Origin of the sequence: Pseudomonas sp. B6002, from assembly GCF_013385985.1 — a bacterium.
Taxonomy (GTDB): Bacteria; Pseudomonadota; Gammaproteobacteria; order Pseudomonadales; family Pseudomonadaceae; genus Aquipseudomonas.
The window spans coordinates 99219-121953 of sequence record NZ_JACAOY010000001.1 but is presented as its reverse complement, the minus strand read 5'-3'; the positions used below and the strand labels follow the sequence as shown (position 1 = coordinate 121953).

At 59.7% G+C, this 22735-nt stretch carries 27 protein-coding genes and 1 tRNA gene; 22 read left to right on the top strand and 6 right to left on the bottom strand.

Annotated elements, in window-relative coordinates; genetic code table 11:
* Window positions 1–5 precede the first annotated feature (5 nt).
* A complete protein-coding gene (locus HX792_RS00600; protein WP_015885618.1) occupies window positions 6–212 on the top strand; it encodes a SlyX family protein in 207 nt (68 codons plus the stop codon).
* 80 nt (window positions 213–292) lie between these two features.
* Here HX792_RS00600 and HX792_RS30470 read toward each other — a convergent pair whose 3' ends face one another.
* A complete protein-coding gene (locus HX792_RS30470; protein ID WP_176994314.1) occupies window positions 293–895 on the bottom strand; it encodes a cold-shock protein in 603 nt (200 codons plus the stop codon).
* Between the two features lie 417 nt (window positions 896–1312).
* Here HX792_RS30470 and HX792_RS00590 point away from each other — a divergent pair, with 417 nt between their 5' ends.
* The 18 genes from HX792_RS00590 (at window position 1313) to HX792_RS00505 (ending at window position 15063) form a co-directional block, all read left to right on the top strand.
* Window positions 1313–1786 carry a Dps family protein gene (locus tag HX792_RS00590; protein WP_176994313.1) on the top strand — a complete coding sequence of 158 codons (474 nt, stop codon included), beginning with the start codon at window positions 1313–1315 and terminating at the stop codon, window positions 1784–1786.
* Between the two features lie 182 nt (window positions 1787–1968).
* A complete protein-coding gene (locus HX792_RS00585) occupies window positions 1969–2310 on the top strand; it encodes a ribbon-helix-helix domain-containing protein (RefSeq protein ID WP_176994312.1) in 342 nt (113 codons plus the stop codon).
* Between the two features lie 164 nt (window positions 2311–2474).
* A complete protein-coding gene (locus tag HX792_RS00580) occupies window positions 2475–2696 on the top strand; it encodes an FmdB family zinc ribbon protein (protein ID WP_176994311.1) in 222 nt (73 codons plus the stop codon).
* Window positions 2697–2803: 107 nt separating this feature from the next.
* A complete protein-coding gene (gene aspS / locus HX792_RS00575; protein ID WP_176994310.1) occupies window positions 2804–4579 on the top strand; it encodes an aspartate--tRNA ligase in 1776 nt (591 codons plus the stop codon).
* A gap of 135 nt (window positions 4580–4714) precedes the next feature.
* Complete coding sequence (locus HX792_RS00570) at window positions 4715–5461, top strand: YebC/PmpR family DNA-binding transcriptional regulator (protein ID WP_176994309.1); 747 nt, start codon at window positions 4715–4717, stop codon at window positions 5459–5461.
* Between the two features lie 158 nt (window positions 5462–5619).
* Window positions 5620–6144 carry a crossover junction endodeoxyribonuclease RuvC gene (gene ruvC / locus HX792_RS00565; RefSeq protein WP_105695400.1) on the top strand — a complete coding sequence of 175 codons (525 nt, stop codon included), beginning with the start codon at window positions 5620–5622 and terminating at the stop codon, window positions 6142–6144.
* A 67-nt stretch (window positions 6145–6211) separates the two neighbouring features.
* A complete protein-coding gene (gene ruvA, locus HX792_RS00560; RefSeq protein WP_034100169.1) occupies window positions 6212–6823 on the top strand; it encodes a Holliday junction branch migration protein RuvA in 612 nt (203 codons plus the stop codon).
* Window positions 6824–7882 carry a Holliday junction branch migration DNA helicase RuvB gene (gene ruvB, locus HX792_RS00555; RefSeq protein ID WP_176994308.1) on the top strand — a complete coding sequence of 353 codons (1059 nt, stop codon included), beginning with the start codon at window positions 6824–6826 and terminating at the stop codon, window positions 7880–7882.
* Window positions 7883–8021: 139 nt separating this feature from the next.
* On the top strand, window positions 8022–8477 hold the full coding sequence (gene ybgC / locus HX792_RS00550; RefSeq protein WP_176994307.1) for a tol-pal system-associated acyl-CoA thioesterase: 456 nt from the start codon (window positions 8022–8024) through the stop codon (window positions 8475–8477).
* A gap of 1 nt (window position 8478) precedes the next feature.
* Window positions 8479–9174: a protein TolQ gene (gene tolQ / locus HX792_RS00545; RefSeq protein WP_010208111.1), complete on the top strand. Its 696-nt coding sequence runs from the start codon at window positions 8479–8481 to the stop codon at window positions 9172–9174.
* A 23-nt stretch (window positions 9175–9197) separates the two neighbouring features.
* Window positions 9198–9650, top strand: a complete 453-nt coding sequence (gene tolR, locus HX792_RS00540; protein ID WP_161634127.1) for a protein TolR — start codon at window positions 9198–9200, stop codon at window positions 9648–9650.
* Entirely contained in the window at window positions 9650–10723 is a 1074-nt protein-coding gene (gene tolA, locus HX792_RS00535) for a cell envelope integrity protein TolA (RefSeq protein ID WP_176994306.1), read from the top strand. The genes tolR and tolA overlap by 1 nt, the downstream gene beginning before the upstream one ends.
* A gap of 17 nt (window positions 10724–10740) precedes the next feature.
* Entirely contained in the window at window positions 10741–12021 is a 1281-nt protein-coding gene (tolB, locus tag HX792_RS00530) for a Tol-Pal system beta propeller repeat protein TolB (RefSeq protein WP_176994305.1), read from the top strand.
* A gap of 55 nt (window positions 12022–12076) precedes the next feature.
* Window positions 12077–12577 (top strand): peptidoglycan-associated lipoprotein Pal, encoded by a 501-nt coding sequence (pal, locus tag HX792_RS00525; protein WP_003209827.1) that lies wholly within the window; start codon window positions 12077–12079, stop codon window positions 12575–12577.
* Window positions 12578–12583: 6 nt separating this feature from the next.
* Window positions 12584–13420: a tol-pal system protein YbgF gene (gene ybgF / locus HX792_RS00520; protein ID WP_176994304.1), complete on the top strand. Its 837-nt coding sequence runs from the start codon at window positions 12584–12586 to the stop codon at window positions 13418–13420.
* 165 nt (window positions 13421–13585) lie between these two features.
* Window positions 13586–14233 carry a 7-carboxy-7-deazaguanine synthase QueE gene (gene queE / locus HX792_RS00515; RefSeq protein ID WP_176994303.1) on the top strand — a complete coding sequence of 216 codons (648 nt, stop codon included), beginning with the start codon at window positions 13586–13588 and terminating at the stop codon, window positions 14231–14233.
* A gap of 16 nt (window positions 14234–14249) precedes the next feature.
* On the top strand, window positions 14250–14924 hold the full coding sequence (gene queC / locus HX792_RS00510; protein WP_176994413.1) for a 7-cyano-7-deazaguanine synthase QueC: 675 nt from the start codon (window positions 14250–14252) through the stop codon (window positions 14922–14924).
* A gap of 63 nt (window positions 14925–14987) precedes the next feature.
* Window positions 14988–15063: transfer RNA gene (locus HX792_RS00505), tRNA-Lys, on the top strand.
* Window positions 15064–15190: 127 nt separating this feature from the next.
* Here HX792_RS00505 and pstB read toward each other — a convergent pair.
* The 5 genes from pstB to HX792_RS00480 all read right to left on the bottom strand — a co-directional run bounded on the left by pstB (window position 15191) and on the right by HX792_RS00480 (window position 19684).
* Window positions 15191–15970, bottom strand: a complete 780-nt coding sequence (gene pstB / locus HX792_RS00500) for a phosphate ABC transporter ATP-binding protein PstB (RefSeq protein ID WP_176994302.1) — start codon at window positions 15968–15970, stop codon at window positions 15191–15193.
* A complete protein-coding gene (gene pstA / locus HX792_RS00495) occupies window positions 15970–16842 on the bottom strand; it encodes a phosphate ABC transporter permease PstA (protein ID WP_176994301.1) in 873 nt (290 codons plus the stop codon). The genes pstB and pstA overlap by 1 nt, the downstream gene beginning before the upstream one ends.
* Complete coding sequence (gene pstC, locus HX792_RS00490; protein ID WP_176994412.1) at window positions 16839–17834, bottom strand: phosphate ABC transporter permease subunit PstC; 996 nt, start codon at window positions 17832–17834, stop codon at window positions 16839–16841. Before pstC ends, pstA begins: the two co-directional genes overlap by 4 nt.
* Before the next feature lie 64 nt (window positions 17835–17898).
* Window positions 17899–18915, bottom strand: coding sequence for a phosphate ABC transporter substrate-binding protein PstS (pstS, locus tag HX792_RS00485; RefSeq protein WP_176994300.1), 1017 nt, complete (start codon window positions 18913–18915; stop codon window positions 17899–17901).
* A 148-nt stretch (window positions 18916–19063) separates the two neighbouring features.
* Window positions 19064–19684: an ArsR family transcriptional regulator gene (locus HX792_RS00480; protein WP_176994299.1), complete on the bottom strand. Its 621-nt coding sequence runs from the start codon at window positions 19682–19684 to the stop codon at window positions 19064–19066.
* 156 nt (window positions 19685–19840) lie between these two features.
* On the opposite strand from HX792_RS00480, the gene HX792_RS00475 reads away from it, so the two are divergent.
* The 3 genes from HX792_RS00475 (at window position 19841) to HX792_RS00465 (ending at window position 22630) form a co-directional block, all read left to right on the top strand.
* Window positions 19841–20830, top strand: a complete 990-nt coding sequence (locus HX792_RS00475) for a catalase family peroxidase (RefSeq protein ID WP_176994298.1) — start codon at window positions 19841–19843, stop codon at window positions 20828–20830.
* Between the two features lie 35 nt (window positions 20831–20865).
* On the top strand, window positions 20866–21096 hold the full coding sequence (locus HX792_RS00470; protein WP_016973255.1) for a hexameric tyrosine-coordinated heme protein: 231 nt from the start codon (window positions 20866–20868) through the stop codon (window positions 21094–21096).
* 247 nt (window positions 21097–21343) lie between these two features.
* Window positions 21344–22630 carry an OmpP1/FadL family transporter gene (locus HX792_RS00465; RefSeq protein ID WP_176994297.1) on the top strand — a complete coding sequence of 429 codons (1287 nt, stop codon included), beginning with the start codon at window positions 21344–21346 and terminating at the stop codon, window positions 22628–22630.
* The last annotated feature ends 105 nt before the right edge of the window (window positions 22631–22735 follow it).

The window sequence follows — 22735 nt, the reverse complement described above, 5'->3', positions numbered from 1 at the left end:
GACTTATGGATTTGCAAGACCGTGTGACGGATCTGGAAAGCCGCCTGGCCTTTCAGGACGACACCATCGAGACCCTCAATGACATCCTCGTCACCCAGCAGCGGGCGGTCGAACGCCTGCAACTGCAGATGACCGCGCTGTTGAAACGCCAGGAAGAAATGGGTGGCCAGTTCGAAACCTCCGAAGAAGAGGCACCGCCGCCTCACTATTAATGAAGTCGACATTAATAGCAGGCATTAAAAAACCGCGATCCAGCTGGGCTGGGTCGCGGTTTTTTTGTGACGGGAAGCAATCAGCGACGCGGCAGTGCCGCGATCACGTCTTCGGCTTGCAGACCCTTGTCACGGTTCATGACGGAGAACTCCACGCGCTGGCCTTCGACCAGGACGCGATGGCCTTCGCCACGGATGGCCCGGAAGTGGACGAAGATGTCGTCGCCCGAATCGCGGGAAATAAAGCCGAAGCCTTTGGAGGTGTTGAACCACTTGACGGTCCCGGTATCCCGGTTGGTCATGTCGTAGGTTTGCGACGCAGCGGCAGGGGACGAACGATAGAAGCTGATGGCCAGGTGAAGAACGATGGCGACCACAGCAATCACCAGGCTGAGCAGGATAGCCGGATGGCCGCCTACTTCAGGCATCGGTGCCAGAAGGGTGAGGGTTTGTACGACAACGGTGAGCACCAGCAGCGCGCTGACCAGGTTTTGCAGTTGATGACGCGTGCCTTTGTTCCAATAAGGAATTACCGGTGCCAGCGTCAGGTTAAGAAGGCCGAACAAGGCCAGGTACAGGGCGTCGTGTTGTTCCAGATACGGCAGGCTTTCAGGCTGCAGGCTCGGGATAAAGGACAGCAGCAAAGCTGCAACGCCCGTTAGCAGGTGGACGATTTTCAACATTTTGATTAACTCACGTTAAGACGGATCACAAGGAAGAGCTGACTGGCACGGTTCGCTTCTGAACAATGGGAGGCGTTGAGCACGTGCGCGGGTATCAGCCTATGTGGCGTGCCGCAGAACGATAACGGCAGCCACACGCCGCCTATTTAACAGCAAAGGCTGTGCCTACTCAAATCAAGCATTTCGGGGTGTTGCGGCGGGTGGGGCATTTCTGCGTCAAACACTTGTCCTAGACAGGTGCGTGCTTTTCGACGCGCTTTTGGCGATGTTTCCTACATGGTGAGGAGCACCGTCATTCCTAAGCGTGGGCGATTTGTCGCATCCTGGACCAGGGCCTTGGGCTGCATGCCGCCTGCACTCTTGCTAGAGTGGTCCTGCACCTGATCAATGAATGCTCGTCAATTGAAGGGGAAAAACATGGCAATCGATATTGGTATCAGTGAACAAGACCGTAAATCCATCGTCGATGGGCTCTCACGGCTGCTGTCCGATACCTATGTACTGTATTTGAAGACCCACAACTTTCACTGGAACGTCACGGGCCCCATGTTTCGCACGCTGCACTTGATGTTTGAAGAGCAGTACAACGAACTGGCGCTGGCCGTGGACTCCATTGCCGAGCGTATCCGCGCCCTGGGTTTCCCGGCGCCGGGCGCTTATTCGATCTATGCCCGTCTGTCTTCGATCAAGGAAGAAGAGGGCGTGCCCAGTGCCGAGGAGATGATCAAGCAGTTGGTTGCGGGCCAGGAGGCGGTCACGCGCACCGCACGGGGCATCTTCCCGCTGCTCGACAAGGTCAGCGATGAGCCGACGGCCGACCTGTTGACCCAGCGCATGCAGGTTCACGAGAAAACCGCGTGGATGCTGCGTTCCCTGCTCGAGAATCAGTAACCCTACCTTCCGGGTGGCGCCGTCCGGGCGCCGCTCGCTTGTTTCTCCGTGCTTCCTGGCGTTGTCCTACACCTTTCAACTCCCCGTCTTCTGGCTGCCTTTTGTTGCCTGCTGTTTGATAAGGCCCATTGCCCAATGGGAGAAACCCATGGGCGGCTGTTTGGCAATGGAGTGTCAGGTGTATGTCACGCGGAGTGGGTAATGGAGTGATGGAAATCGGTGGTTTCCATAAGATAAAAATCGATCCCTTTGCCAAGGGGTTCGACATGGGGCTGGCCAAGCCGCTGTCCCGTTCGGTGAGGCTCAATGGGTTTTCCACCTGCCTGCGCCTTGAGCAGATCTATTGGAACATCCTCACGGAGATCGCCAGGATCAACACCTGTTCGGTCAGTGCGTTGTTGTCCTACGTCGACCGGGAAGTGCATTTGCGCCATGGCGGGGTGAAGAACTTCAGCGGTCTGGTCAGGGTGGTGTGCGTGGTTCATGTGCTGACGGGCCGGGCCTGTTCGCACAACCCGGAGTAATCCGACTGCCCGGGGTCGGCCCGCTTCACTGGTGGGCAAGCCCCGGGCAGAAAGCCGGCTGCGCTGCCTCGATTTAACAGATATAATCCCGCGCTTTGCTGCGCATGCCGGGCCTGCCCCGGAACAGGCGTGGCGCAGTAACGTTCGATCGCCGAGACATCGCCATGCCCATGTACGACTATCAATGTGCTTCCTGTGGTCATCAGCTGGAAGCCATTCAGAAGATCAGCGCAGCGCCGCTGGTCGATTGCCCGGCCTGCCAGGCGCCGGAACTCAAGAAGATGTTGTCCATGCCAGGCTTCCGCTTGAGTGGCGGCGGCTGGTACGAGACCGACTTCAAGACCGGCTCGAAGAAGAATCTGGCGGGCGGCGACAAAGCAGACTGAGTTGAACTCAACGCGCAGGCTCCTGCATTATCCGTCCCCTGCTTTAATGTACGGTGACGAGGCAGGCCTCCACCGAATTTCGAATTACGAGAAGTGAAACCACTACCATGATGCGCAGCCACTATTGCGGCCAACTGAACGAGACCCTGGAAGGTCAGGAAATCACCCTTTGCGGATGGGTTCACCGTCGCCGCGACCACGGCGGGGTGATCTTCCTCGATATCCGTGATCGTGATGGTCTGGCCCAGGTGGTGTTCGACCCGGACCGCGCCGAAAGCTTCGCCGCTGCCGACCGCGTGCGCAGCGAATACGTCGTGAAGATCACCGGCAAGGTTCGCCTGCGTCCGGCCGGTGCCGTGAACAAGAACATGGCGTCCGGTGGCATCGAAGTACTGGGCTACGAACTGGAAGTGCTGAACGAATCGGAAACCCCGCCGTTCCCACTCAACGAATACTCCGACGTGGGCGAAGAAACCCGCCTGCGCTACCGCTTCCTGGACCTGCGTCGTCCGGAAATGGCCGAGAAGCTGCGCCTGCGTTCGCGCATGACCACCAGCATCCGCCGCTTCCTCGACGAAAACGGCTTCCTGGACGTGGAAACGCCGATCCTGACCCGGGCCACCCCGGAAGGCGCGCGTGACTACCTGGTGCCGAGCCGTACCCACGCCGGTTCGTTCTTCGCCCTGCCGCAATCGCCGCAGCTGTTCAAGCAACTGCTGATGGTGGCCGGCTTCGACCGTTACTACCAGATCGCCAAGTGCTTCCGCGACGAAGACCTGCGCGCCGACCGCCAGCCGGAATTCACCCAGATCGACATCGAGACCAGCTTCCTCGATGAAAAAGAGATCATGGGCCTGACCGAGCAGATGATCCGCAACCTGTTCAAGGAAGTGCTGAACCTGGAGTTCGGTGATTTCCCGCACATGACCTTCGAAGAAGCCATGCGCCGCTACGGTTCCGACAAGCCAGACCTGCGTAACCCGCTGGAACTGGTGGACGTGGCTGATCAACTGAAAGAAGTCGAGTTCAAGGTGTTCAGCGGCCCGGCCAACGACCCTAAATGCCGCATCGCCGCCCTGCGAGTACCAGGCGGCGCGAGCATGCCGCGCAAGCAGATCGACGACTACACCAAGTTCGTCGGCATCTACGGTGCCAAGGGTCTGGCGTACATCAAGGTCAACGAGCGCGCCAACGGCATTGACGGCCTGCAATCGCCGATCGTGAAAAACATCCCGCTGGACAACCTGAACGCGATCCTCGACCGCGTGGGTGCCGTCGACGGCGACATCGTGTTCTTCGGCGCCGACAAGGCCAAGATCGTCAGCGAAGCCTTGGGCGCTCTGCGCATCAAGCTGGGTCACGACCTGAACCTGCTGACCTGCGAGTGGGCCCCGATGTGGGTCGTTGACTTCCCGATGTTCGAAGAGAACGACGACGGCAGCTTCAGCGCCTTGCACCACCCGTTCACCGCGCCGAAGTGCTCCCCGGCCGAGCTGGAAGCCAACCCGGCTGGCGCGTTGTCCCGCGCCTATGACATGGTGCTCAATGGCACTGAGTTGGGTGGCGGTTCGATCCGTATTCACCGCAAAGAGATGCAGCAAGCGGTATTCCGCCTGTTGGGCATCAACGAAGCGGAACAGGAAGAGAAGTTCGGCTTCCTGCTCGACGCCCTGAAATACGGCGCACCGCCGCACGGTGGCCTGGCCTTCGGCCTGGACCGCCTGGTGATGCTGATGACCGGCGCCCAGTCGATCCGTGAAGTGATTGCCTTCCCGAAAACCCAGAGTGCTGCGGACGTCATGACCCAGGCTCCGGGCGTGGTGGATGCCAAGGCTCTGCGCGAACTGCACATCCGTCTGCGCGAGACGCCAAAGGCTGAGTAAGGCTGCTGCGTGAAAGCGCACTGAGGTTTACGCAGTCTAAAAAGGCGCATCTTCGGATGCGCCTTTGCGTTAAAGGACTACCTCCCGCCTGGGGCGGGGTTGATCAAGGTTTCTACAGAATTTCGGAGTTGTGTTATGGCTGGCCATTCCAAGTGGGCGAACATCAAGCACCGCAAAGAGCGTCAGGATGCCAAGAAAGGCAAGATCTTCACCAAGTGGATCCGCGAGCTGACCGTCGCTGCCCGCCAGGGCGGTGGTGACCCGGGTTCCAACCCGCGTCTGCGCCTGGCGCTGGACAAGGCCCTTGGCGCGAACATGAGCCGCGACATCATCGACCGCGCCGTGGCCCGTGGTGCCGGTGCTGCCGATACGGACGACATGGTCGAGCTGAGCTACGAAGGCTACGGCCCGGGTGGCGTGGCGGTGATGGTCGAGTGCATGACCGACAACCGCAACCGCACCGCAGCGGCCGTGCGCCATGCGTTCAGCAAGTGCGGCGGCAACCTCGGCACCGACGGTTCGGTGGCCTACCTGTTCGAGCGCAAGGGGCAGATTTCCTTCGCACCGGGTACGGATGAAGACGCGTTGATGGAAGCGGCCATGGAAGCCGATGCCGATGACGTGGTCACCAACGAAGACGGCTCCATCGACGTGTTCACTTCGTTTGCCAGTTTCTACGCCGTGCGTAATGCTCTTGAGGCCGCTGGCTTCAAAGGCACTGACGCAGAAATCGTGATGCTGCCGACCACCAGCGCCGAACTGGACCTGGAAGGCGCGCAGAAAGTGCTGAAGATGCTGGATATGCTCGAAGACCTGGATGATGTGCAGAATGTGTATTCCAATGCCGACATCCCGGAGGATGTGGCTGCGCAGCTAGTCTGAGGTATGACGTAGATCAAAATGTGGGAGCGGGCTTGCCCGCGAATGCGGTGTACCAGTCGCTGAAAATGTTGGCTGATCCACCGTCTTCGCGGGCAAGCCCGCTCCCACATTGGATCTTCTTTGTAGCAGAAATTGTGTTTACCCAACCTGCAGGCGTTATGACTTTAATCCTAGGTATCGACCCCGGTTCGCGCATCACCGGTTTTGGCGTGGTGCAACAAACCCCTCGCGGCTGCATCTATGTCGCCTCGGGTTGCATCCGCACCGGCGCAGGCGAGCTGGCCGAGCGCCTGCAGATCGTCTATCGCGGTGTACGGGAGGTGATCCAGACCTACGGGCCGGTCACCATGGGCATCGAAAAGGTGTTCATGGCAAAAAATGCTGACTCCGCGCTGAAACTTGGCCAGGCCCGTGGCGCGGCCATCGTTGCCGGGGCGGAGGAGGGCCTGGAAATCGCCGAATACACCGCGACCCAGGTCAAGCAGGCCGTGGTCGGCACCGGTGCGGCCAACAAGGAGCAGGTGCAGATGATGGTCATGCACATGCTCAAGCTCACCGCCAAACCGCAAATCGACGCCTCAGACGCCCTGGCTATCGCCATTTGCCACGCCCATACCCGCTCCAGCCTGCTGCCTCACGGCCTGGGCACTGCACGCAGTCGTGGCGGGCGGCTGCGTCTCTGATAGCATCAGCGCAATCGTTTTTTCCGGTCAGGCCTTGATCTGACCCTACGCTTTAAGGATTCGAACCGTGATAGGACGCTTGCGCGGCACCCTGGCTGAGAAACAGCCGCCGCACCTGATTCTGGATGTGAACGGGCTGGGCTATGAGCTGGAAGTGCCCATGACCACCCTGTATCGCCTTCCGTCAGTCGGCGAGCCGCTGACCCTGCATACCCACCTCGTTGTGCGCGAAGATGCGCAATTGCTCTATGGTTTCATTGGCAAGCGCGACCGTGACTTCTTCCGTGAGCTGATCCGCCTCAACGGCGTGGGACCCAAGCTGGCCCTGGCGCTGATGTCGAGTCTGGAAGTGGATGAACTGGTGCGTGCCGTTTCCGCCCAGGACACCTCGGCCCTGACCAAGGTGCCGGGCGTGGGCAAGAAAACCGCAGAACGCCTGCTGGTAGAGCTCAAGGACCGCTTCAAGGCCTGGGAAGTCGTGCCAAGCATGTTTGCCCTGGTGCCGAACCAGCCGGACATGCCGGCGAGCCAGGTGGCCAGTGCCGAAAGCGATGCGGTCAGCGCGTTGATCTCCCTGGGCTACAAACCCCAGGAGGCCAGCAAGGCCGTATCGGCCATCAAGGACAAGAACCTGAGCAGCGAAGACATGATCCGCCGAGCCCTGAAGGGAATGATTTAAGTGATTGAAGCTGATCGTCTGATCGCGGCCACCGGCCCACGCGACCGTGAAGAAATCCAGGACCGGGCCATCCGCCCCCTGAGCCTGGCCGACTACATCGGCCAGCCCACCGTGCGCGAGCAGATGGAGTTGTTCATCCAGGCCGCGCGCGGGCGCAGCGAGTCGCTGGACCACACGCTGATCTTCGGCCCGCCAGGCCTGGGCAAGACCACCCTGGCCAACATCATCGCCCAGGAAATGGGCGTGTCGATCAAGTCCACCTCCGGCCCTGTGCTGGAGCGTCCGGGTGACCTGGCAGCGCTGCTGACCAACCTTGAACCCCACGACGTGCTGTTTATCGACGAAATCCACCGGCTCTCGCCAATCGTCGAAGAAGTGCTGTACCCGGCCATGGAAGACTTCCAGCTCGACATCATGATCGGCGAGGGGCCTGCGGCCCGTTCGATCAAGCTCGACCTGCCGCCGTTCACCCTGGTGGGGGCGACGACCCGTGCGGGCATGTTGACCAACCCGCTGCGAGACCGTTTCGGCATTGTTCAACGTCTAGAGTTCTATAGCACCGGCGACCTGGCGACCATTGTCAGCCGTTCGGCGGGCATTCTCGGTTTGCCGCTGGACCCGGAAGGCGCCTTTGAAATCGCCCGTCGCGCCCGTGGCACGCCGCGCATTGCCAACCGTTTGCTGCGCCGTGTGCGCGACTTTGCCGAAGTGCGGGCCAAGGGGCACATCACCAAGGCCGTGGCCGACCTGGCCTTGAACCTGCTGGACGTGGACGAGCATGGCTTTGATCACCAGGATCGGCGTCTGCTACTGACCATGATCGAGAAGTTCGACGGTGGTCCGGTAGGTGTGGACAGCCTGGCGGCGGCCATCAGCGAGGAGCGTCATACCATCGAGGACGTGCTGGAGCCGTACCTGATCCAGCAGGGCTACATCATGCGCACGCCAAGGGGGCGGGTAGTGACACGCCATGCCTATTTGCACTTTGGGTTAAACATTCCGTCACGATTGGGGGAGATGCCCGTGGTAGACGAATTCCTCGATGCAGTGGACGATTAAAAAGGTCGCGACAGTCGATTTATCTGAAGTTTGTGCTGTCCTAGTGGCTGGTGGCGTCATTCAGTCACCGAAAATGTTTCGATGGATGAAAAAACAGTTGCCCAGCCGGATTGGCAACCTGAGGAGTAAGCACTAGAGTATGCGCGCGCAAAACGGGGATCAGTCGTTCGCACATCGCTGTCGCGTTTATTACGAGGACACCGATGCGGGCGGCATCGTGTATTACGTCAACTACCTCAAGTTCATGGAGCGGGCTCGAACCGAGCGGCTACGGGAGCTGGGCTTTGCCCAATCCCAGCTGGCAGGGGAGGACCTGTTATTCGTCGTGCATTCCAGCGAGGCGCGGTACCACGCGCCGGCGCGGCTGGACGACGAATTGTTGGTCAGCGCTGAAGTAATCGAATTGAACCGTGTCAGCCTGCGCTTCAAACAGCAGGTCAGGCGGGCATCGGATGCAACGCTGCTCTGTGAGGGGCAGTTCCTGGTGGCGTGTGTGCGCACCAATAGTTTGAAACCCCGGGCCATTCCCGAAGCTCTACGTGCGGCCTTTGCCGACGTAAGCGGCGCGGGTAAACAATCAAAGCAGGAGATTTAGCGTGGAACCTACCGTCGTCGACCATTCCTCCATGTGGAGCCTGGTCAGCAATGCCAGTGTTGTGGTTCAACTGGTCATGCTGACCCTGGTAGCCGCATCGGTTACCTCTTGGGTCATGATTTTTCAGCGCAGCAACCTGCTGCGTGCCGGTCGACGTGCCCTGGAGAGCTTCGAGGAGCGCTTCTGGTCGGGGATCGACCTGTCCAAGCTGTACCGCCAGGCCGGCAGCAACCCGGACCCGGATTCGGGTGTCGAGCAGATCTTCCGCGCCGGCTTCAAGGAGTTCTCCCGTCTGCGCCAGCAGCCCGGTGTTGACCCGGAAGCGGTGATGGAAGGCGTGGCCCGTGCCATGCGCGTTGCCATCTCCCGCGAAGAAGAGAAACTGGAACAGAGCCTGCCGTTCCTCGCCACCGTCGGTTCCGTAAGCCCGTACATCGGCCTGTTCGGTACCGTGTGGGGCATCATGAACTCCTTCCGTGGCCTGGCCCAGGCGCAGCAAGCGACCCTGGCCACCGTGGCCCCGGGTATCGCCGAAGCCCTGATCGCCACCGCGATCGGCCTGTTCGCTGCCATCCCCGCAGTAATTGCCTACAACCGTTTTGCCGCCCGTGGCGAAAACCTGATTGGCCGTTACTACACCTTCGCCGATGAATTCCAGGCGATCCTGCACCGTAAAGTGCACACCAGCGAAGAATAAGCAGGTATTTCCCGATGGCTTTAATCACTCGAGCACGCACCAAGCGCAAGCCGGTCGCCGAGATGAACGTAGTGCCTTACATCGACGTGATGCTGGTGCTGCTGGTGATCTTCATGGTGACCGCGCCGATGCTCAACCAGGGTGTGAAGGTTGACCTGCCCAAGGTTTCCAGCGAAGCCTTGCCCCAGGACAACAACACCCAGGTGCTGACCATTTCGATCAAGTCTGACAAGACCTATTACTGGAACCTTGGCAGCGAAGTCGACACTCAGAAGCAGCAGGACAAGGCGCTGACCTTGCCGGCAATGACCGATGCGGTGACCAAGATCATTCGCTCCGGCAACGAAGGCGGCAAGCACACCCAGGTCTTCATCCGCGGTGACAAGGCGGTCGACTACGGCTCCGTCATGGGCGCCATGGGCGGGCTGCAGAAGGCCGGCGTGGGTAACGTTGGCTTGATTACCGAGGCGCCCTGATGCAGCAACAGCGAGAGCCGTCCGCCTCGGAAAGCTACTTCTGGCCTAGCGTCTGGGCAATTGCCCTGCACGTCCTGGTGTTTGGCATGCTGTTCGTCAGCTTTGCCATGACTCCGGACCTGCCGCCAGCCAAGCCGATCGTGCAGGCGACCCTGTATCAGCTGAAATCGAAAAGTCAGGCCACCACCCAGACCAATCAGAAGATTGCGGGTGAGGCCCAGAAGTCGGCTGCGCGCCAGACTGAAGTCGAGCAGATGGAACAGAAGAAGGTCGAGCAGGAAGCGGTGAAGGCTGCTGCGGAACAAAAGAAAGAAGAGGCGGCTCAAAAGGCCGAGGAATCGAAAAAGGCTGACGAAGCGAAGAAGGCCGACGAGGCGAAAAAGGCTGATGAAGCCAAGAAAGCCGAGAAAGCTGCCGAAGCGAAAAAGGCCGAAGAGAAACAATTGGCTGATATAGCCAAGAAGAAAGCCGAAGACGAAGCGAAGAAAGCTGCTGAAGAAGAGGCCAAGAAAAAGGCCGCTGAAGACGCCAAGAAGAAAATAGTCGAAGACGCGAAGAAGAAAGCCGCCGAAGACGCCAAGAAAAAAGCTGAAGCAGACGAGGCGAAGAAGAAAATCGCCGACGACGCGAAGAAGAAAGCTGCCGCCGACGCCACCAAGAAAAAGGCCCAGGAAGCAGCGCGCAAATCCGCCGAAGAGAAAAAGGCCCAGGCCTTGGCAGACTTGCTCTCCGACACGCCGCAGCGTCAGCAAGCCTTGGCCGATGAGCAGGGTGATCAAGTTGCGGGCAGTTTCGACGACCTGATTCGAGCGCGCGCAGCAGAAGGCTGGACACGTCCTCCTTCGGCACGCAAAGGCATGAAAGTGGTACTGCAGATCGGTATGTTGCCGGACGGTACGGTGGCTTCGGTCGGCGTGGCCAGTTCCAGTGGCGATGGATCGTTCGACAGTTCGGCGGTTGCAGCGGTCAAGAACATTGGCCGGTTGACCGAGATGCAGGGAATGAAACCAAGTGACTTCGCTCCCTATCGTTCATTCAAGATGACATTCACACCTGAGGATCTAGCCCCGTGAGAAACATTCTTCGAGGAATGCTTGTCGTTATTTGCTGTATGGCAGGGATAGCGGCGGCGGATGAAAAGAACATCCTGGTCACCAGCGGTAGCGATCGGGCGACCCCGATTGCTGTCGTACCGTTTGGCTGGCAGGGCGGCAGCGTGCTGCCGGACGACATGGCCCAGATCGTCAGCGACGACCTGCGCAACTCCGGTTACTACGCGCCAATCGACAAAGGCAACATGATCAGCCAGCCGACCCAGGCCAGCGAAGTCATCTTCCGCGACTGGAAAGCCGTGGGCGCGCAGTACCTGATGGTGGGCAATATCACGCCGGCCGGTGGTCGTCTGCAAATTACCTACACCTTGTTCAACGTGGCGACCGAGCAGCAGGTCCTGACCGGCAGCGTCTCGGGTACTGCCGAGCAGATTCGCGACATGGCCCACTACATTTCGGACCAGTCGTTTGAAAAGCTCACCGGTATCAAGGGCGCGTTCTCGACACGCCTGCTGTACGTCACGGCTGAACGTTTCTCTGTAGACAACACTCGTTACACTTTGCAGCGTTCGGACTACGACGGCGCCCGTGCCGTGACCTTGCTGCAATCCCGTGAGCCCATCCTGTCGCCGCGCTTTGCGCCGGACGGCAAGCGTATTGCCTACGTGTCTTTCGAACAGAAGCGTCCGCGTATCTTCGTCCAGCACATCGATACTGGCCGTCGTGAGCAGATCACGAACTTCGAAGGCCTGAACGGCGCGCCTGCCTGGTCGCCGGATGGTTCGCGCCTGGCGTTCGTGCTGTCCAAGGATGGCAACCCGGATATCTACGTGATGAACATGGCCACTCGCCAGATCACCCGTGCAACCAGCGGCCCGGGCATCAACACCGAACCGTTCTGGGGCAAGGATGGTTCGACCATCTACTTCACCTCCGACCGTGGCGGCAAGCCTCAGGTCTATAAGGCGAACGTGAACGGTGGTGGTGCAGAGCGCGTTACTTTTATTGGTAACTACAACGCCAACCCTAAACTTTCGGCCGATGAAAAGACGTTGGTAATGATTCACCGTCAGGATGGTTTCACTAATTTCCGGGTTGCGGCCCAGGATTTGCAGCGTGGAACGGTAAAAATCCTTACAGATACCAACCTTGATGAGTCAGCCACTGTTGCGCCCAACGGCACCATGGTAATCTACGCCACCCGCCAGCAGGGCCGGGGAGTCTTGATGCTCGTGTCCATTAATGGACGTGTAAGGCTCCCACTTCCTACCGCTCAAGGCGAAGTCAGAGAACCATCCTGGTCCCCTTACCTGAACTGACGCGGCGCTACAAAAAGATTTGCTTAACACACTGGGGTTCATTAGGAGTTTCACGATGGAAATGCTGAAGTTTGGTAAGTTTGCTGCTCTGGCTCTGGCTCTGTCCGTAGCCGTTGGTTGCTCGTCTAAAGGCGGCGACAATGCCGGTGAAGGCGCAGCTGTTGATCCAAACGCTGGTTACGGCGCTAACACTGGTGCAGTTGACGGCTCCCTGAGCGAAGAAGCTGCTCTGCGCGCTATCACCACTTTCTACTTCGAATACGACAGTTCGGACCTGAAGCCAGAAGCCATGCGCGCTCTGGACGTTCACGCGAAGGACCTGAAAGCTAACGGCGCTCGCGTTGTTCTGGAAGGTAACACTGACGAACGTGGTACTCGTGAGTACAACATGGCACTGGGCGAGCGTCGTGCGAAAGCCGTTCAGCGCTACCTGGTACTGCAAGGTGTTGCTCCAGGCCAACTGGAACTGGTTTCCTACGGTAAAGAGCGTCCAGTTGCAACTGGCCACGACGAGCAGTCCTGGGCTCAAAACCGTCGCGTCGAACTGCGTAAGTAATTCGTCATGCGAACGTGCCGTCGTGCTCTAACTGTATTGGCTCTCAGCCTCGCACCGCTTGCGGTGTGGGCTGCGGTTCCTGTGGAAGATAGCAACTCTGGCTATAACAATAGCGGGAGCAGTTATCCGCCAGCGGGTTATGGCACGAACGGCGCCTATGCGGGGGGAGCGGCTACGTCCGCTCCCTCGGCACAGGGCGAACTGTTCAACCAGCTGCAACGTATGCAGGATCAATTGGCGCAGCAACAAGGCACCATTGAAGTTCTGCAGAATCAAGTGAACCAGCTGAAACAAGAAGGCCTGGAGCGATACCAGGATCTTGACCGACGCATTGGAGCCGGCGTTCAACCTGCCGCAACTCCTGATAATTCTTCTGCCGGTGGCGCGCCAAGCGCTGCTGCCGGTGGTGCCGCAGCAGGGGCCGCGGCGGCTAGCCAAGCCCCTGCCGCCAGCAGCGAACCGGGTGATCCGGCGAAGGAAAAGCTGTATTACGACGCAGCCTTCGACCTGATCAAAGCCAAGGATTTCGACAAGGCCAGCCAGGCCTTTACCGCATTCCTGCGCAAATACCCAAACAGCCAGTACGCGGGCAACGCCCAGTACTGGTTGGGTGAGGTGAACCTGGCCAAGGGGGATCTGCAAGCCGCAGGCCAGGCCTTTGCCAAGGTCAGCCAGCTGTACCCCAAGCACGCCAAGGTGCCGGATTCGCTGTACAAACTCGCTGACGTAGAGCGCCGCCTGGGTCATACCGACAAGGTCAAAGGCATTCTGCAGCAGGTGGTGGCCCAGTATCCGGGGACTTCCGCTGCCCAGTTGGCCCAACGGGATCTGCAGCGCTTGTAAGCGATGTTTGCCCGTTTAGAAGAAACCCGCGCCTGGCGCGGGTTTTTTCGTTAGAATCCACGCCCTTTTATGAAACACGCTCCTTGGGGTTTACGCGTTGGCGGGATCCCTTGAAGTGCCTGACGGAGGCGGACAGCCTGTTTAGCTGTTACGCCCGTGGCGACTATGCAAGACACATTACGCATCACCGAAGTTTTTTACTCGTTACAGGGTGAAACGCGAACTGCTGGCCTGCCCACTGTATTTGTGCGGCTGACCGGTTGCCCTTTGCGTTGCCAATACTGTGACAGCGCCTACGCCTTCAGTGGCGGCACTGTGCGCACCCTCGAAGACATCCTGGAGCAGGTTGCCAGCTACCGGCCGCGCTATGTCTGTGTGACGGGCGGCGAGCCCCTGGCCCAGCCCAATGCCATCCCTTTACTCCAGCAGCTGTGTGACGCCGGTTACGAGGTTTCCCTGGAAACCAGCGGCGCCCTGGATATCTCCGCGGTCGACCCGCGTGTGAGCCGCGTGGTCGACCTCAAGACCCCGGGCTCCAAGGAAGCGCACCGTAACCGCTACGAGAACATCGAGCTGCTGACGGCCAACGACCAGGTCAAGTTCGTCATCTGTTCCCGTGAAGACTACGACTGGGCGAACTCCAAGCTGATCCAATATGGCCTGGATCGTCGCGCGGGCGAGGTGCTGTTCTCTCCCAGCCATCACGACCTGAACGCACGGGACCTGGCCGACTGGGTGGTTGCCGACAACCTGCCCGTACGCCTGCAGTTGCAGTTACACAAATACCTTTGGAATGACGAGCCGGGACGCTGATATGACTGAACCCACGATTGATCAAAAACGCGCTGTAATCCTGTTGTCCGGTGGCCTCGACTCCGCCACCGTGGTCGCGATGGCCCAGGCCGAAGGCTACAGCTGCTACACCATGAGCTTCGATTACGGCCAGCGCCATCGCGCCGAGCTGAACGCTGCCGCGCGCGTGGCCCGTGAGATGGGCGTAGTCGAGCATAAGGTGATTGGCCTCAACCTCAACGGTATCGGCGGCTCTGCGTTGACCGACAGCAGCATTGATGTGCCGGAAGCACCGAGTGAAGGCATCCCGATCACCTACGTGCCGGCTCGCAACACCGTGTTCCTGTCCCTGGCCCTGGGTTGGGCCGAAGTGCTCAACGCCCGTGACATCTTTATTGGCGTGAATGCAGTGGACTATTCCGGCTATCCGGACTGCCGTCCGGAGTTCGTCGAGTCGTTCGAGCGCATGGCCAACCTGGCGACAAAGGCCGGTGTAGAGGGGCAGGGCTTCCGTATCCTCGCGCCGCTGCAGAACCTGAGCAAGGCCGATATCGTGAAGGCTGGCGTAGGACTTGGCGTCGATTACTCGCTGACTGTTTCCTGCTATCAGGCAGACGATGACGGCCGTGCTTGTGGGAAATGTGATAGCTGCCGACTGCGTGCAGAAGGCTTCCAAGCGGCCGGAATTGCGGACCCAACGCGTTATTTCTGATTTATTTAAAATAAGGTGTTGAATAATCCTTAGAAATCAGTATTATACGCGCCACCACACAGCGGGTCGTTAGCTCAGTTGGTAGAGCAGTTGGCTTTTAACCAATTGGTCGTAGGTTCGAATCCCACACGACCCACCATATTTGGCGGTTTAGAAAATCCGGAAGGCCCACGCAAGTGAGGATTTCCGGGTTTTTTTTTGCCTTGCGAAAACACAACGGGGGAGCCCCCTTAAGGGCTCCCCCGTTTTTTTTGGCCTTGCGGCTATCAGCCAAAGCGCCCGGTGATGTAGTCCTCGGTCTGCTTCATCGTCGGCTTGGTGAAGATCTCATCGGTATTGCCATACTCGATCAGCTCGCCCATGAACATAAACGCGGTGTTGTCCGACACCCGCGCCGCCTGCTGCATGTTGTGGGTCACGATGATCACCGTGTACTGGGTCTTCAGCTCGGTGATCAATTGTTCGATGCGCCCGGTCGAGATCGGGTCGAGTGCCGACGTAGGCTCGTCCAGCAGCAATACCTGCGGGCGCAGCGCGATGGTGCGGGCGATGCACAAACGCTGCTGCTGACCGCCTGAGAGGCTCTGGGCGCTCTGGTTGAGCTTGTCCTTCACCTCGTCCCACAGGGCACCACCGCGCAGGGCCTGTTCGACACGGTCATTCATCTCGCGCCGCGACAGTTTCTCGTGATGGCGCACCGCGTAGGCGATGTTGTCGTAGATCGACATCGGGAACGGCACAGGCTTCTGGAACACCATGCCGACGTGGCTGCGCAGGCGGTTCATCGAATAGCCAGGGGCCAGGATGTTCTCACCATTGAGCAGCACTTCGCCGCGCGCTTCCTGCTTCGGGTACATCGAGTAGATGCGGTTGAACACGCGCAGCAGCGTGGACTTGCCGCAGCCCGACGGGCCGATGATGGCGGTGATGCGTTTTTCCGGGATATCAATGTCGATGGATTTCAGGGAGCGTTGGTTGTTGTAGAAAAACTCCAACCCACGCACACGGATTTTGGTTTTTTCGTGATCTATGCCGGTGGCGTCCATCAGTGAGACCTATTGCGTAAAAGGATCAGGCGAGATGCCAGGCTGAGCAGCAGCACAAACAACGTCAGGACCAATGCACCGGCCCAGGCGAGGGCGTGCCAGTCTTCGAACGGGCTCATGGCGTACTGGAAAATGACCACGGGAACACTGGCAATCGGCTTGAGCAGGTTGCTGCTCCAGAACTGGTTGCCGAAGGCGGTAAACAGCAGGGGCGCGGTCTCCCCGGTGATCCGGGCCAAGGCGAGCAGGATGCCCGTCACCACACCGGCCTTGGCCGCCCTCAGCACGATCTGCAGCGTCAACTTCCATTGCGGCACACCCAGGGCCAGCGCCGCTTCACGCATGGTCGAGGGTTGCAGCTGGAGCATTTCATCGGTGGTGCGCACCACCACCGGAATCACCAGCAGGGCCAAGGCCAACGCGCCGGCGATGGCGGAAAACCCCACTTGGTGATTGGTGAGCAGGTTCAGCGGCAAGATGACGGCGGTGTAGACAAATAGCCCCAGCACGATCGACGGCGCGGACAGCAGGATGTCGTTGATGAACCGCACCGTGGTACCCAGGCGTGAGTGGCGCGCGAACTCGGCCAGCCAGATACCGGCCATCAAACCGATGGGCGTACCGATCAGCAAGGCAATCGCCGACATCAGCGCACTGCCATAAAACGCGTTGGCCAGGCCGCCTTCGGTGCCGGGCGGTGGCGTCATCTGGCTGAACAGGCGCAGGTTCAGCGCCTGGAAGCCGTTGATGATGGTTGTCAGCAGGATCCACGCCAGCCACAACAGGCCAAAGGCCGTGGCGGCACAACTGAGGAACATCGCCACGCCATTTTTGAGTGCGCGCTTGCGGTAGAGGCGTTCGTTGGGACTCATAACCCCTCCTTGCGGGACAGACGCATGAGCAGCAGCCGGGCCAGTGCCAGCACGACAAAGGTCACGATAAACAGCAGGAAGCCCAGGGCGATCAGCGCGGAGCGGTGCAGGTCGGTGTAGGCCTCGCTGAACTCGTTGGCGATGACCGATGCGATCGAACTGCTTGGCATCAGCAACGACGCAGAAAACTGCTGCGCGTTGCCCAACACGAAGGTGACCGCCATGGTCTCCCCGAGGGCCCGGCCCAGGCCGAGGAAGATGCCGCCGACCACCGCCGAGCGTGTGTAGGGCAGGACGATGTCCCACACCACTTCCCACGTCGTGCTGCCCAGGGCGTAGGCCGATTCCTTCAACTGTGTCGGCACGCTGCGAAACACTTCATGCATCACCGACGTGATGAACGGCATGATCATCACCGCCAGCACAATGCCTGCGGTCAGCATGCCAATCCCCAACGGTGGCCCCTGGAACAGCGAGCCGACGAAGGGCAGCGCGCCCAAGTAATCGTTGATCAGCGGGGACAAGTGCTCGGCCATGAACGGCCCGAACACGAACAGCCCCCACATGCCGTAGATGATCGATGGAATGCCAGCCAGCAACTCGATGGCCGATGCCACCGGCATTTTCAGCCAGGGCGGTGCCACTTCTGTCAGGAAGATCGCGATGCCAAAACTCACCGGCACCGCAATCAGCAAGGCCAGGAAAGAGGTCACCAGGGTGCCGTAGATGGGCACCACGGCGCCAAAGTGGTTATTGACCGCATCCCACTCGGTGCTGGTGATGAAGTCGAAACCGAAGGTGCGGAAGGCCAGGCCTCCGCCCCAAAGCGTCGAGGCCGCGATACTGGCCAGCAACAGCAGCACCAGCATGGCGGCCCCGAACATCGAGCGTTTGAACCACAGATCGTGGCGTTGATCACGAGCGGCGCGGCGGTCGCCGTGTGTGTCGCTGGCGTGAGTGGTCATAACCAGAGGTTGGACGGTGTCGTTCATATCAGATGTGCTCACCGTCGCCCTCAATCACCCAGGTGACTGAGGGCGGTGGTCGTAGGGCGAATCAGTGGGTGAAGTCAGACTTCCAGTAACCTTCGATTCGCGACACCAGGGAGTCCGGCAGTGCTACGTAGTCCAGCGCCGCCGCCTGCTGTTGACCTTTTTCCAGCGACCACTTGAAGAAGTTGAAAGCCGCCTGGCTTTGCTCGGCGTTCTTCGGTTGTTTGTACATGATGATCCAGGTGGTGGCCGTGATTGGCCATGCGCCTTCGCCCGGGGCGTTGGTCATGATCAGATTGAAGTCCTTGGCGCTGGCCCAGTCGGCGGTGTCTGCAGCCGCCTGGAAGGCCTTGGCGTTAGGCTCGACGAATTTGCCCGAAGCGTTCTTCAGTTGGGCGAAGGTCATTTTGTTCTGCAGCGCGTAGGCGTATTCCACGAAGCCGATGGAGTTCTTGATCTGCTTCACGTAGGCCGAAACACCTTCGTTGCCTTTGCCGCCCACACCCACTGGCCAGGGTACGGTGGTGCCGAAACCGATCTTGGTTTTCCAGCTGTCACTGACCTTGGACAGGTAGTTGGTGAAGTTGTACGAGGTGCCCGAACCGTCAGAGCGATGCACCACGGTGATGTTTGCGCTTGGCAGTTTCACGCCCGGGTTGAGGGCGGCAATGGCCGGATCGTTCCAGGCCTTGATGTCACCGAGGAAGATTTTCGCGAGGGTGTCGCCGTCGAGTTTCAGCTGGCCAGCGGCCACGCCCTCGACGTTCATCACCGGCACGATGCCGCCGATCACGCTGGGGAACTGGCCCAGGCCGCCAGCTTTCAGGTCGTCAGCCGACAGCGGGGCGTCGGAGGCGCCGAAGTCAACGGTGGCCGCCTTGATCTGGGCGATGCCGCCGCCCGAACCGATCGACTGGTAGTTGATGCGGTTGCTGGAATTCTTGCTGTAGTCCTGGGACCACTTGGACAGCACTGGGTACACGAAGCTGGAGCCGGCACCGGTCACGTCGGTGGCGTGGGCGACGCCGCTCAGGCACAGGGCGGTCAACAAAACAGACAGACTTTTTTTAGTCGGCAACATCACGACAACACCTCAAGGGAAGGGGTAAGTGGAAGGGTCCACCTGTCTAAGACGTGACGATTTAATTCCCGATATGTGTCTTTTTGATGACGGTTTGGCTTTATGAAGAAACATTTAGAAATGTTTGCGATTGACGGTGCCGAGCGCCTTATTCAGCCGTTGCCTGCTGCTGTTCGATGAAATACTGGCAAATCAGCCGATCTTCACGCAGGCACTGTTCACTCGCCGGCATCCCCGTGGCCTCGGAGAAAAACGCCGCCATCGCCCGGCACACGCATTGTTCTTCGCGCACCACGCTGCCCACCGGGCAGGTGAAGTTGCGCACCATCACGCCGCCTTCCTGCGGCACGGCCTCGGTGCTGGCGCCCAACGCATCGGCGGCGGCCATGGCGGCACGCAGGCCACTGTCGAATGTGACGGGGTTGGCCAGGCCAGCACGTTGCGCCAGCTGTCGACCGGTCTGTTCCAACACATCGCCGAGTTCGTCGACGTCGTAGCGATCCTTGAGCGTGGCGAGCAATTGGGTCAGCAACACCTGGTAGGCCGTGGACGTCACGTCCTCACTGCCCGGCGCCGCTTCGAACACCACCGGTGGCTTGCCCACCGTGTTGCGCGGACGAACCTTGCTGCGCCGCACCAGCCCTTCGGCCTCCAGTTGCTTGAGCTGCACGATCACCGCATTGCGCGTGACCGCCAGGGATTCGCACAGTTGCACCACCGTAAGTGGTTCGCGCTGAAGGAGGTGCAGGATGTCACTTTTGGTACTCACGAGTGGCTCGGTTCGCTGGGGTTTGAGGGAGGCCGAGTATAACGCCTTAAGGGGTGGATCGAAGAGGAAAAACAATAATGACAAAACATATTGTCATTATTGTCGTTAGGTGTTTAGAATTCGCCGAAATCACCCACCCACCCGCAGGTCCGTCCCATGAAAAACGCCCAACGCTTGTTGATCGCGCTCCCGTTCGCCTTCACCTTGATAGGCAGCGCCCTGGCGCAAGACCCACCGCCACCGTCCACGCCCACCCAACTGGTGGACGCCCTGAACGGCGTCTTCGGTAAACACGCCGGAGCTCGCGCGGTGCATGCCAAAGGCATCGTGCTCGAAGGCCGGTTCACCCCAAGCCCTTCCGCCGCGGCCATCAGCAAGGCGCCGCACCTGCAGGACACTGCAGTGCCGGTGACCGTGCGGTTCTCCAACTTCGCCGGTATCCCGGACATTCCGGATAACCACGCCCTGGCCAGCCCACGCGGCTTGGCGGTGCGTTTCAGCCTGCCGGGCGGTGGCAGCACCGATATCGTCGCGCACTCGTTCAACGGCTTTCCGTCGCCCACCGCCGATGATTTCCGCGACCTGCTGATTGCCCTCGGCACCAGCGGCCCGGACGTCGCCAAGCCCACACCGCTGGACGGCTACCTCGGCACGCACCCGGTGGCCAAGGCCTTCCTCACCGCCCCCAAGCCGGCGCCGCAAAGCTTCGCCACGCTGCCGTACTACGGTGTGAACACGTTCCGCTTCATCAACGCGGCGGGCAAGGTCACCTTCGGTCGCTACCAGTTCCTGCCGGTCAGCGGCAGTCACTTCCTCAGCGAGGCGCAAACCGCCAAGGCCACACCGGATTATTTGAGCGACGAGATCCAGCAGCGCATCGCCAAGGGCGCCGTGCGTTTCAAGCTGGTGGTGCAGGAAGCTGCCGAGGGCGACAAGCTGGACGATCCGTCCATCGCCTGGCCCGCCAGCCGCCCGGTGGTGGAGCTGGGCACGCTTGAAATCACCCGGGCCGTGGCCGACAACGTTGCCGCGCAGAAAAGCCTGATGTTCCTGCCCAACAACGTGCCGGCCGGCATTGAACCGCAGGATCCGATGATCAATGCGCGTTCCGCCGCCTATCCTGTTTCATTCGGCCGTCGGCAGTAAGTCGTCGCCCTACCGATAATAAGAGGAACGCCCTGATGAGTCTGATACCGAACAATTCACTGATCACCGCCACCCCGGAAGAGGGGCGTGAGCTGGCGATCAAGATGGCGCGGCTGGTGATCAAGGCCACCCAACCCGACGAGGCGGTGCGTGGCCGCTTGCGCGATGTGTACGCCAATGACGCGGCGATGCTGATCAGCATCGGCCAGGTGGTGGCGACAGAATTCGCAACCATCGCGGCGGCCAATAAATACTGGAACCCGTAGGGCGAAGAGGGCAGCCAATGCGACCCATTGGCTGCCCCTGAAAAACGTCGGAATCGACAGGGTAAACGGCTCGAAACCGGGCAGTCACGATCGGGTTAAAAAGTCATAAAAAGACAGCGTAAATCGCTCAAAGTCTTTGAAAGCAATAGGATTGTCCGACAATCCTGAGCATGAAAAACTCTTCATAAACGCCTCGCTCGATCGTTGGTAGTTTCCTCGCCGCTGCCCAATCATTCGAGTCCTAATAATGAATAAAAAAACTCTGAGAAGCGCTTTGGCGCTCGCCGTTTCGCTTGCCTCCACACAGCTGCTCGCCGGTGGTTTCGCGCTCAATGAACAAAGCATCAGTTCAATGGGTACGGGCTACGCCGGTCGCTCCTCCTCGGCCGACGACGCCAGCACGGTGTTCGGCAACCCGGCCGGCATGTCCCGCATCAAACAGAATGAAGTGAGCATCGGCGCGACCTACCTCGATGCCAAATCGAACATCAAGGACGCCAGCTCTTCCCAAGGCGGCGCCGACAACCCAGGCACCAACAAAGGCGACATGGTCCCCGGCATTGCCGTGCCGATGGGCTACCTGGTCACGCCGATCGACGAGCACTGGGCCTTTGGCCTGGGGGTTTACGCACCGTTTGGCCTGGTGACCGACTATGAACACAGCTTCCAGGGCAACGGCTTTGGCAACAAGAGCAAGGTTCAGGTCATCACCGTGCAGCCGACCGTCAGCTACGCGTTCAACGACAAGGTCTCGGTCGGTTTCGGCCCCACCTTCAACAAAATCAGCGGCGAGCTGGACTCCAAGGTCCCGGCCTTTGGCCTGGGCACCGAAACCGCCAAGATCAAAGGCGATGACACCGCCACGGGCTTCAACGCCGGTATCCTGGTGCAGGCCCTGGACAGCACCCGCATCGGCGTCACTTACCACTCGCAAGTGGTCTACCACCTGAGCGGTCACACCAACGCCTCGGGCGTGCTTTCCGATCTGCTCGACGGCGGGCCGCAAAAGTATGACGCCAAGCTGGACGTCACCACGCCATCCTCCGTGGACTTCTCGGTCACCCACCAATTGACCGATGACCTGACCCTCTACGTGGGCAGCACCTACACCCGCTGGAGCCAGTTGAAGAAGATCACCGTCAACAACACCGGCGTGTCCGACATCACCACGGCGTTGGCCGGCCTGGACTCCATCACCGAAGAACAGCACTGGCACGACACCTGGTCCCACGCGATCGGCCTGTCGTATCAGCTCAACAAGCAACTGGTGCTGCGTACCGGTTTCTCGGTGGACCAGACCCCAACCAACAACACCGACCGTTCCGTGCGGATTCCGACGGGCGACCGCACCGTGTTCAGCCTCGGTGCCGGCTGGACCCCTGTGGATAACCTGACCTTCGACGTGGCCTATTCCTACCTGAAGGAAGAGCCGATCAAGGTGCGCGACAACAACCCTCAGTTGGCCCTGACCTACGACGCCAAGTACGAAAACAGCGCCAATGGTTTCGGTGGTTCGGTGACTTACCGCTTCTGACCTGAAGATAACGGCAAAGGGCCGGTTTTTTGGCGTGGCCCTTTGCCATAAATTTTGACCTTAATGCTGTCAATCGCGGCGTGTCTTGGTTAGATTGAAGGCTAA

Bases quoted from the DNA above. Each gene is read 5' to 3' on its own strand.
- HX792_RS00600 (WP_015885618.1), top strand. From the start codon at position 6: ATGGATTTGCAAGACCGTGTGACGGATCTGGAAAGCCGCCTGGCCTTT.
- HX792_RS30470 (WP_176994314.1), bottom strand. From the start codon at position 895: ATGTTGAAAATCGTCCACCTGCTAACGGGCGTTGCAGCTTTGCTGCTG.
- HX792_RS00590 (WP_176994313.1), top strand. From the start codon at position 1,313: ATGGCAATCGATATTGGTATCAGTGAACAAGACCGTAAATCCATCGTC.
- HX792_RS00585 (WP_176994312.1), top strand. From the start codon at position 1,969: ATGTCACGCGGAGTGGGTAATGGAGTGATGGAAATCGGTGGTTTCCAT.
- HX792_RS00580 (WP_176994311.1), top strand. From the start codon at position 2,475: ATGCCCATGTACGACTATCAATGTGCTTCCTGTGGTCATCAGCTGGAA.
- aspS (WP_176994310.1), top strand. From the start codon at position 2,804: ATGATGCGCAGCCACTATTGCGGCCAACTGAACGAGACCCTGGAAGGT.
- HX792_RS00570 (WP_176994309.1), top strand. From the start codon at position 4,715: ATGGCTGGCCATTCCAAGTGGGCGAACATCAAGCACCGCAAAGAGCGT.
- ruvC (WP_105695400.1), top strand. From the start codon at position 5,620: ATGACTTTAATCCTAGGTATCGACCCCGGTTCGCGCATCACCGGTTTT.
- ybgC (WP_176994307.1), top strand. From the start codon at position 8,022: ATGCGCGCGCAAAACGGGGATCAGTCGTTCGCACATCGCTGTCGCGTT.
- tolA (WP_176994306.1), top strand. From the start codon at position 9,650: ATGCAGCAACAGCGAGAGCCGTCCGCCTCGGAAAGCTACTTCTGGCCT.
- tolB (WP_176994305.1), top strand. From the start codon at position 10,741: ATGCTTGTCGTTATTTGCTGTATGGCAGGGATAGCGGCGGCGGATGAA.
- pal (WP_003209827.1), top strand. From the start codon at position 12,077: ATGGAAATGCTGAAGTTTGGTAAGTTTGCTGCTCTGGCTCTGGCTCTG.
- ybgF (WP_176994304.1), top strand. From the start codon at position 12,584: ATGCGAACGTGCCGTCGTGCTCTAACTGTATTGGCTCTCAGCCTCGCA.
- queE (WP_176994303.1), top strand. From the start codon at position 13,586: ATGCAAGACACATTACGCATCACCGAAGTTTTTTACTCGTTACAGGGT.
- pstB (WP_176994302.1), bottom strand. From the start codon at position 15,970: ATGGACGCCACCGGCATAGATCACGAAAAAACCAAAATCCGTGTGCGT.
- pstA (WP_176994301.1), bottom strand. From the start codon at position 16,842: ATGAGTCCCAACGAACGCCTCTACCGCAAGCGCGCACTCAAAAATGGC.
- pstC (WP_176994412.1), bottom strand. From the start codon at position 17,834: ATGAACGACACCGTCCAACCTCTGGTTATGACCACTCACGCCAGCGAC.
- pstS (WP_176994300.1), bottom strand. From the start codon at position 18,915: ATGTTGCCGACTAAAAAAAGTCTGTCTGTTTTGTTGACCGCCCTGTGC.
- HX792_RS00475 (WP_176994298.1), top strand. From the start codon at position 19,841: ATGAAAAACGCCCAACGCTTGTTGATCGCGCTCCCGTTCGCCTTCACC.
- HX792_RS00470 (WP_016973255.1), top strand. From the start codon at position 20,866: ATGAGTCTGATACCGAACAATTCACTGATCACCGCCACCCCGGAAGAG.
- HX792_RS00465 (WP_176994297.1), top strand. From the start codon at position 21,344: ATGAATAAAAAAACTCTGAGAAGCGCTTTGGCGCTCGCCGTTTCGCTT.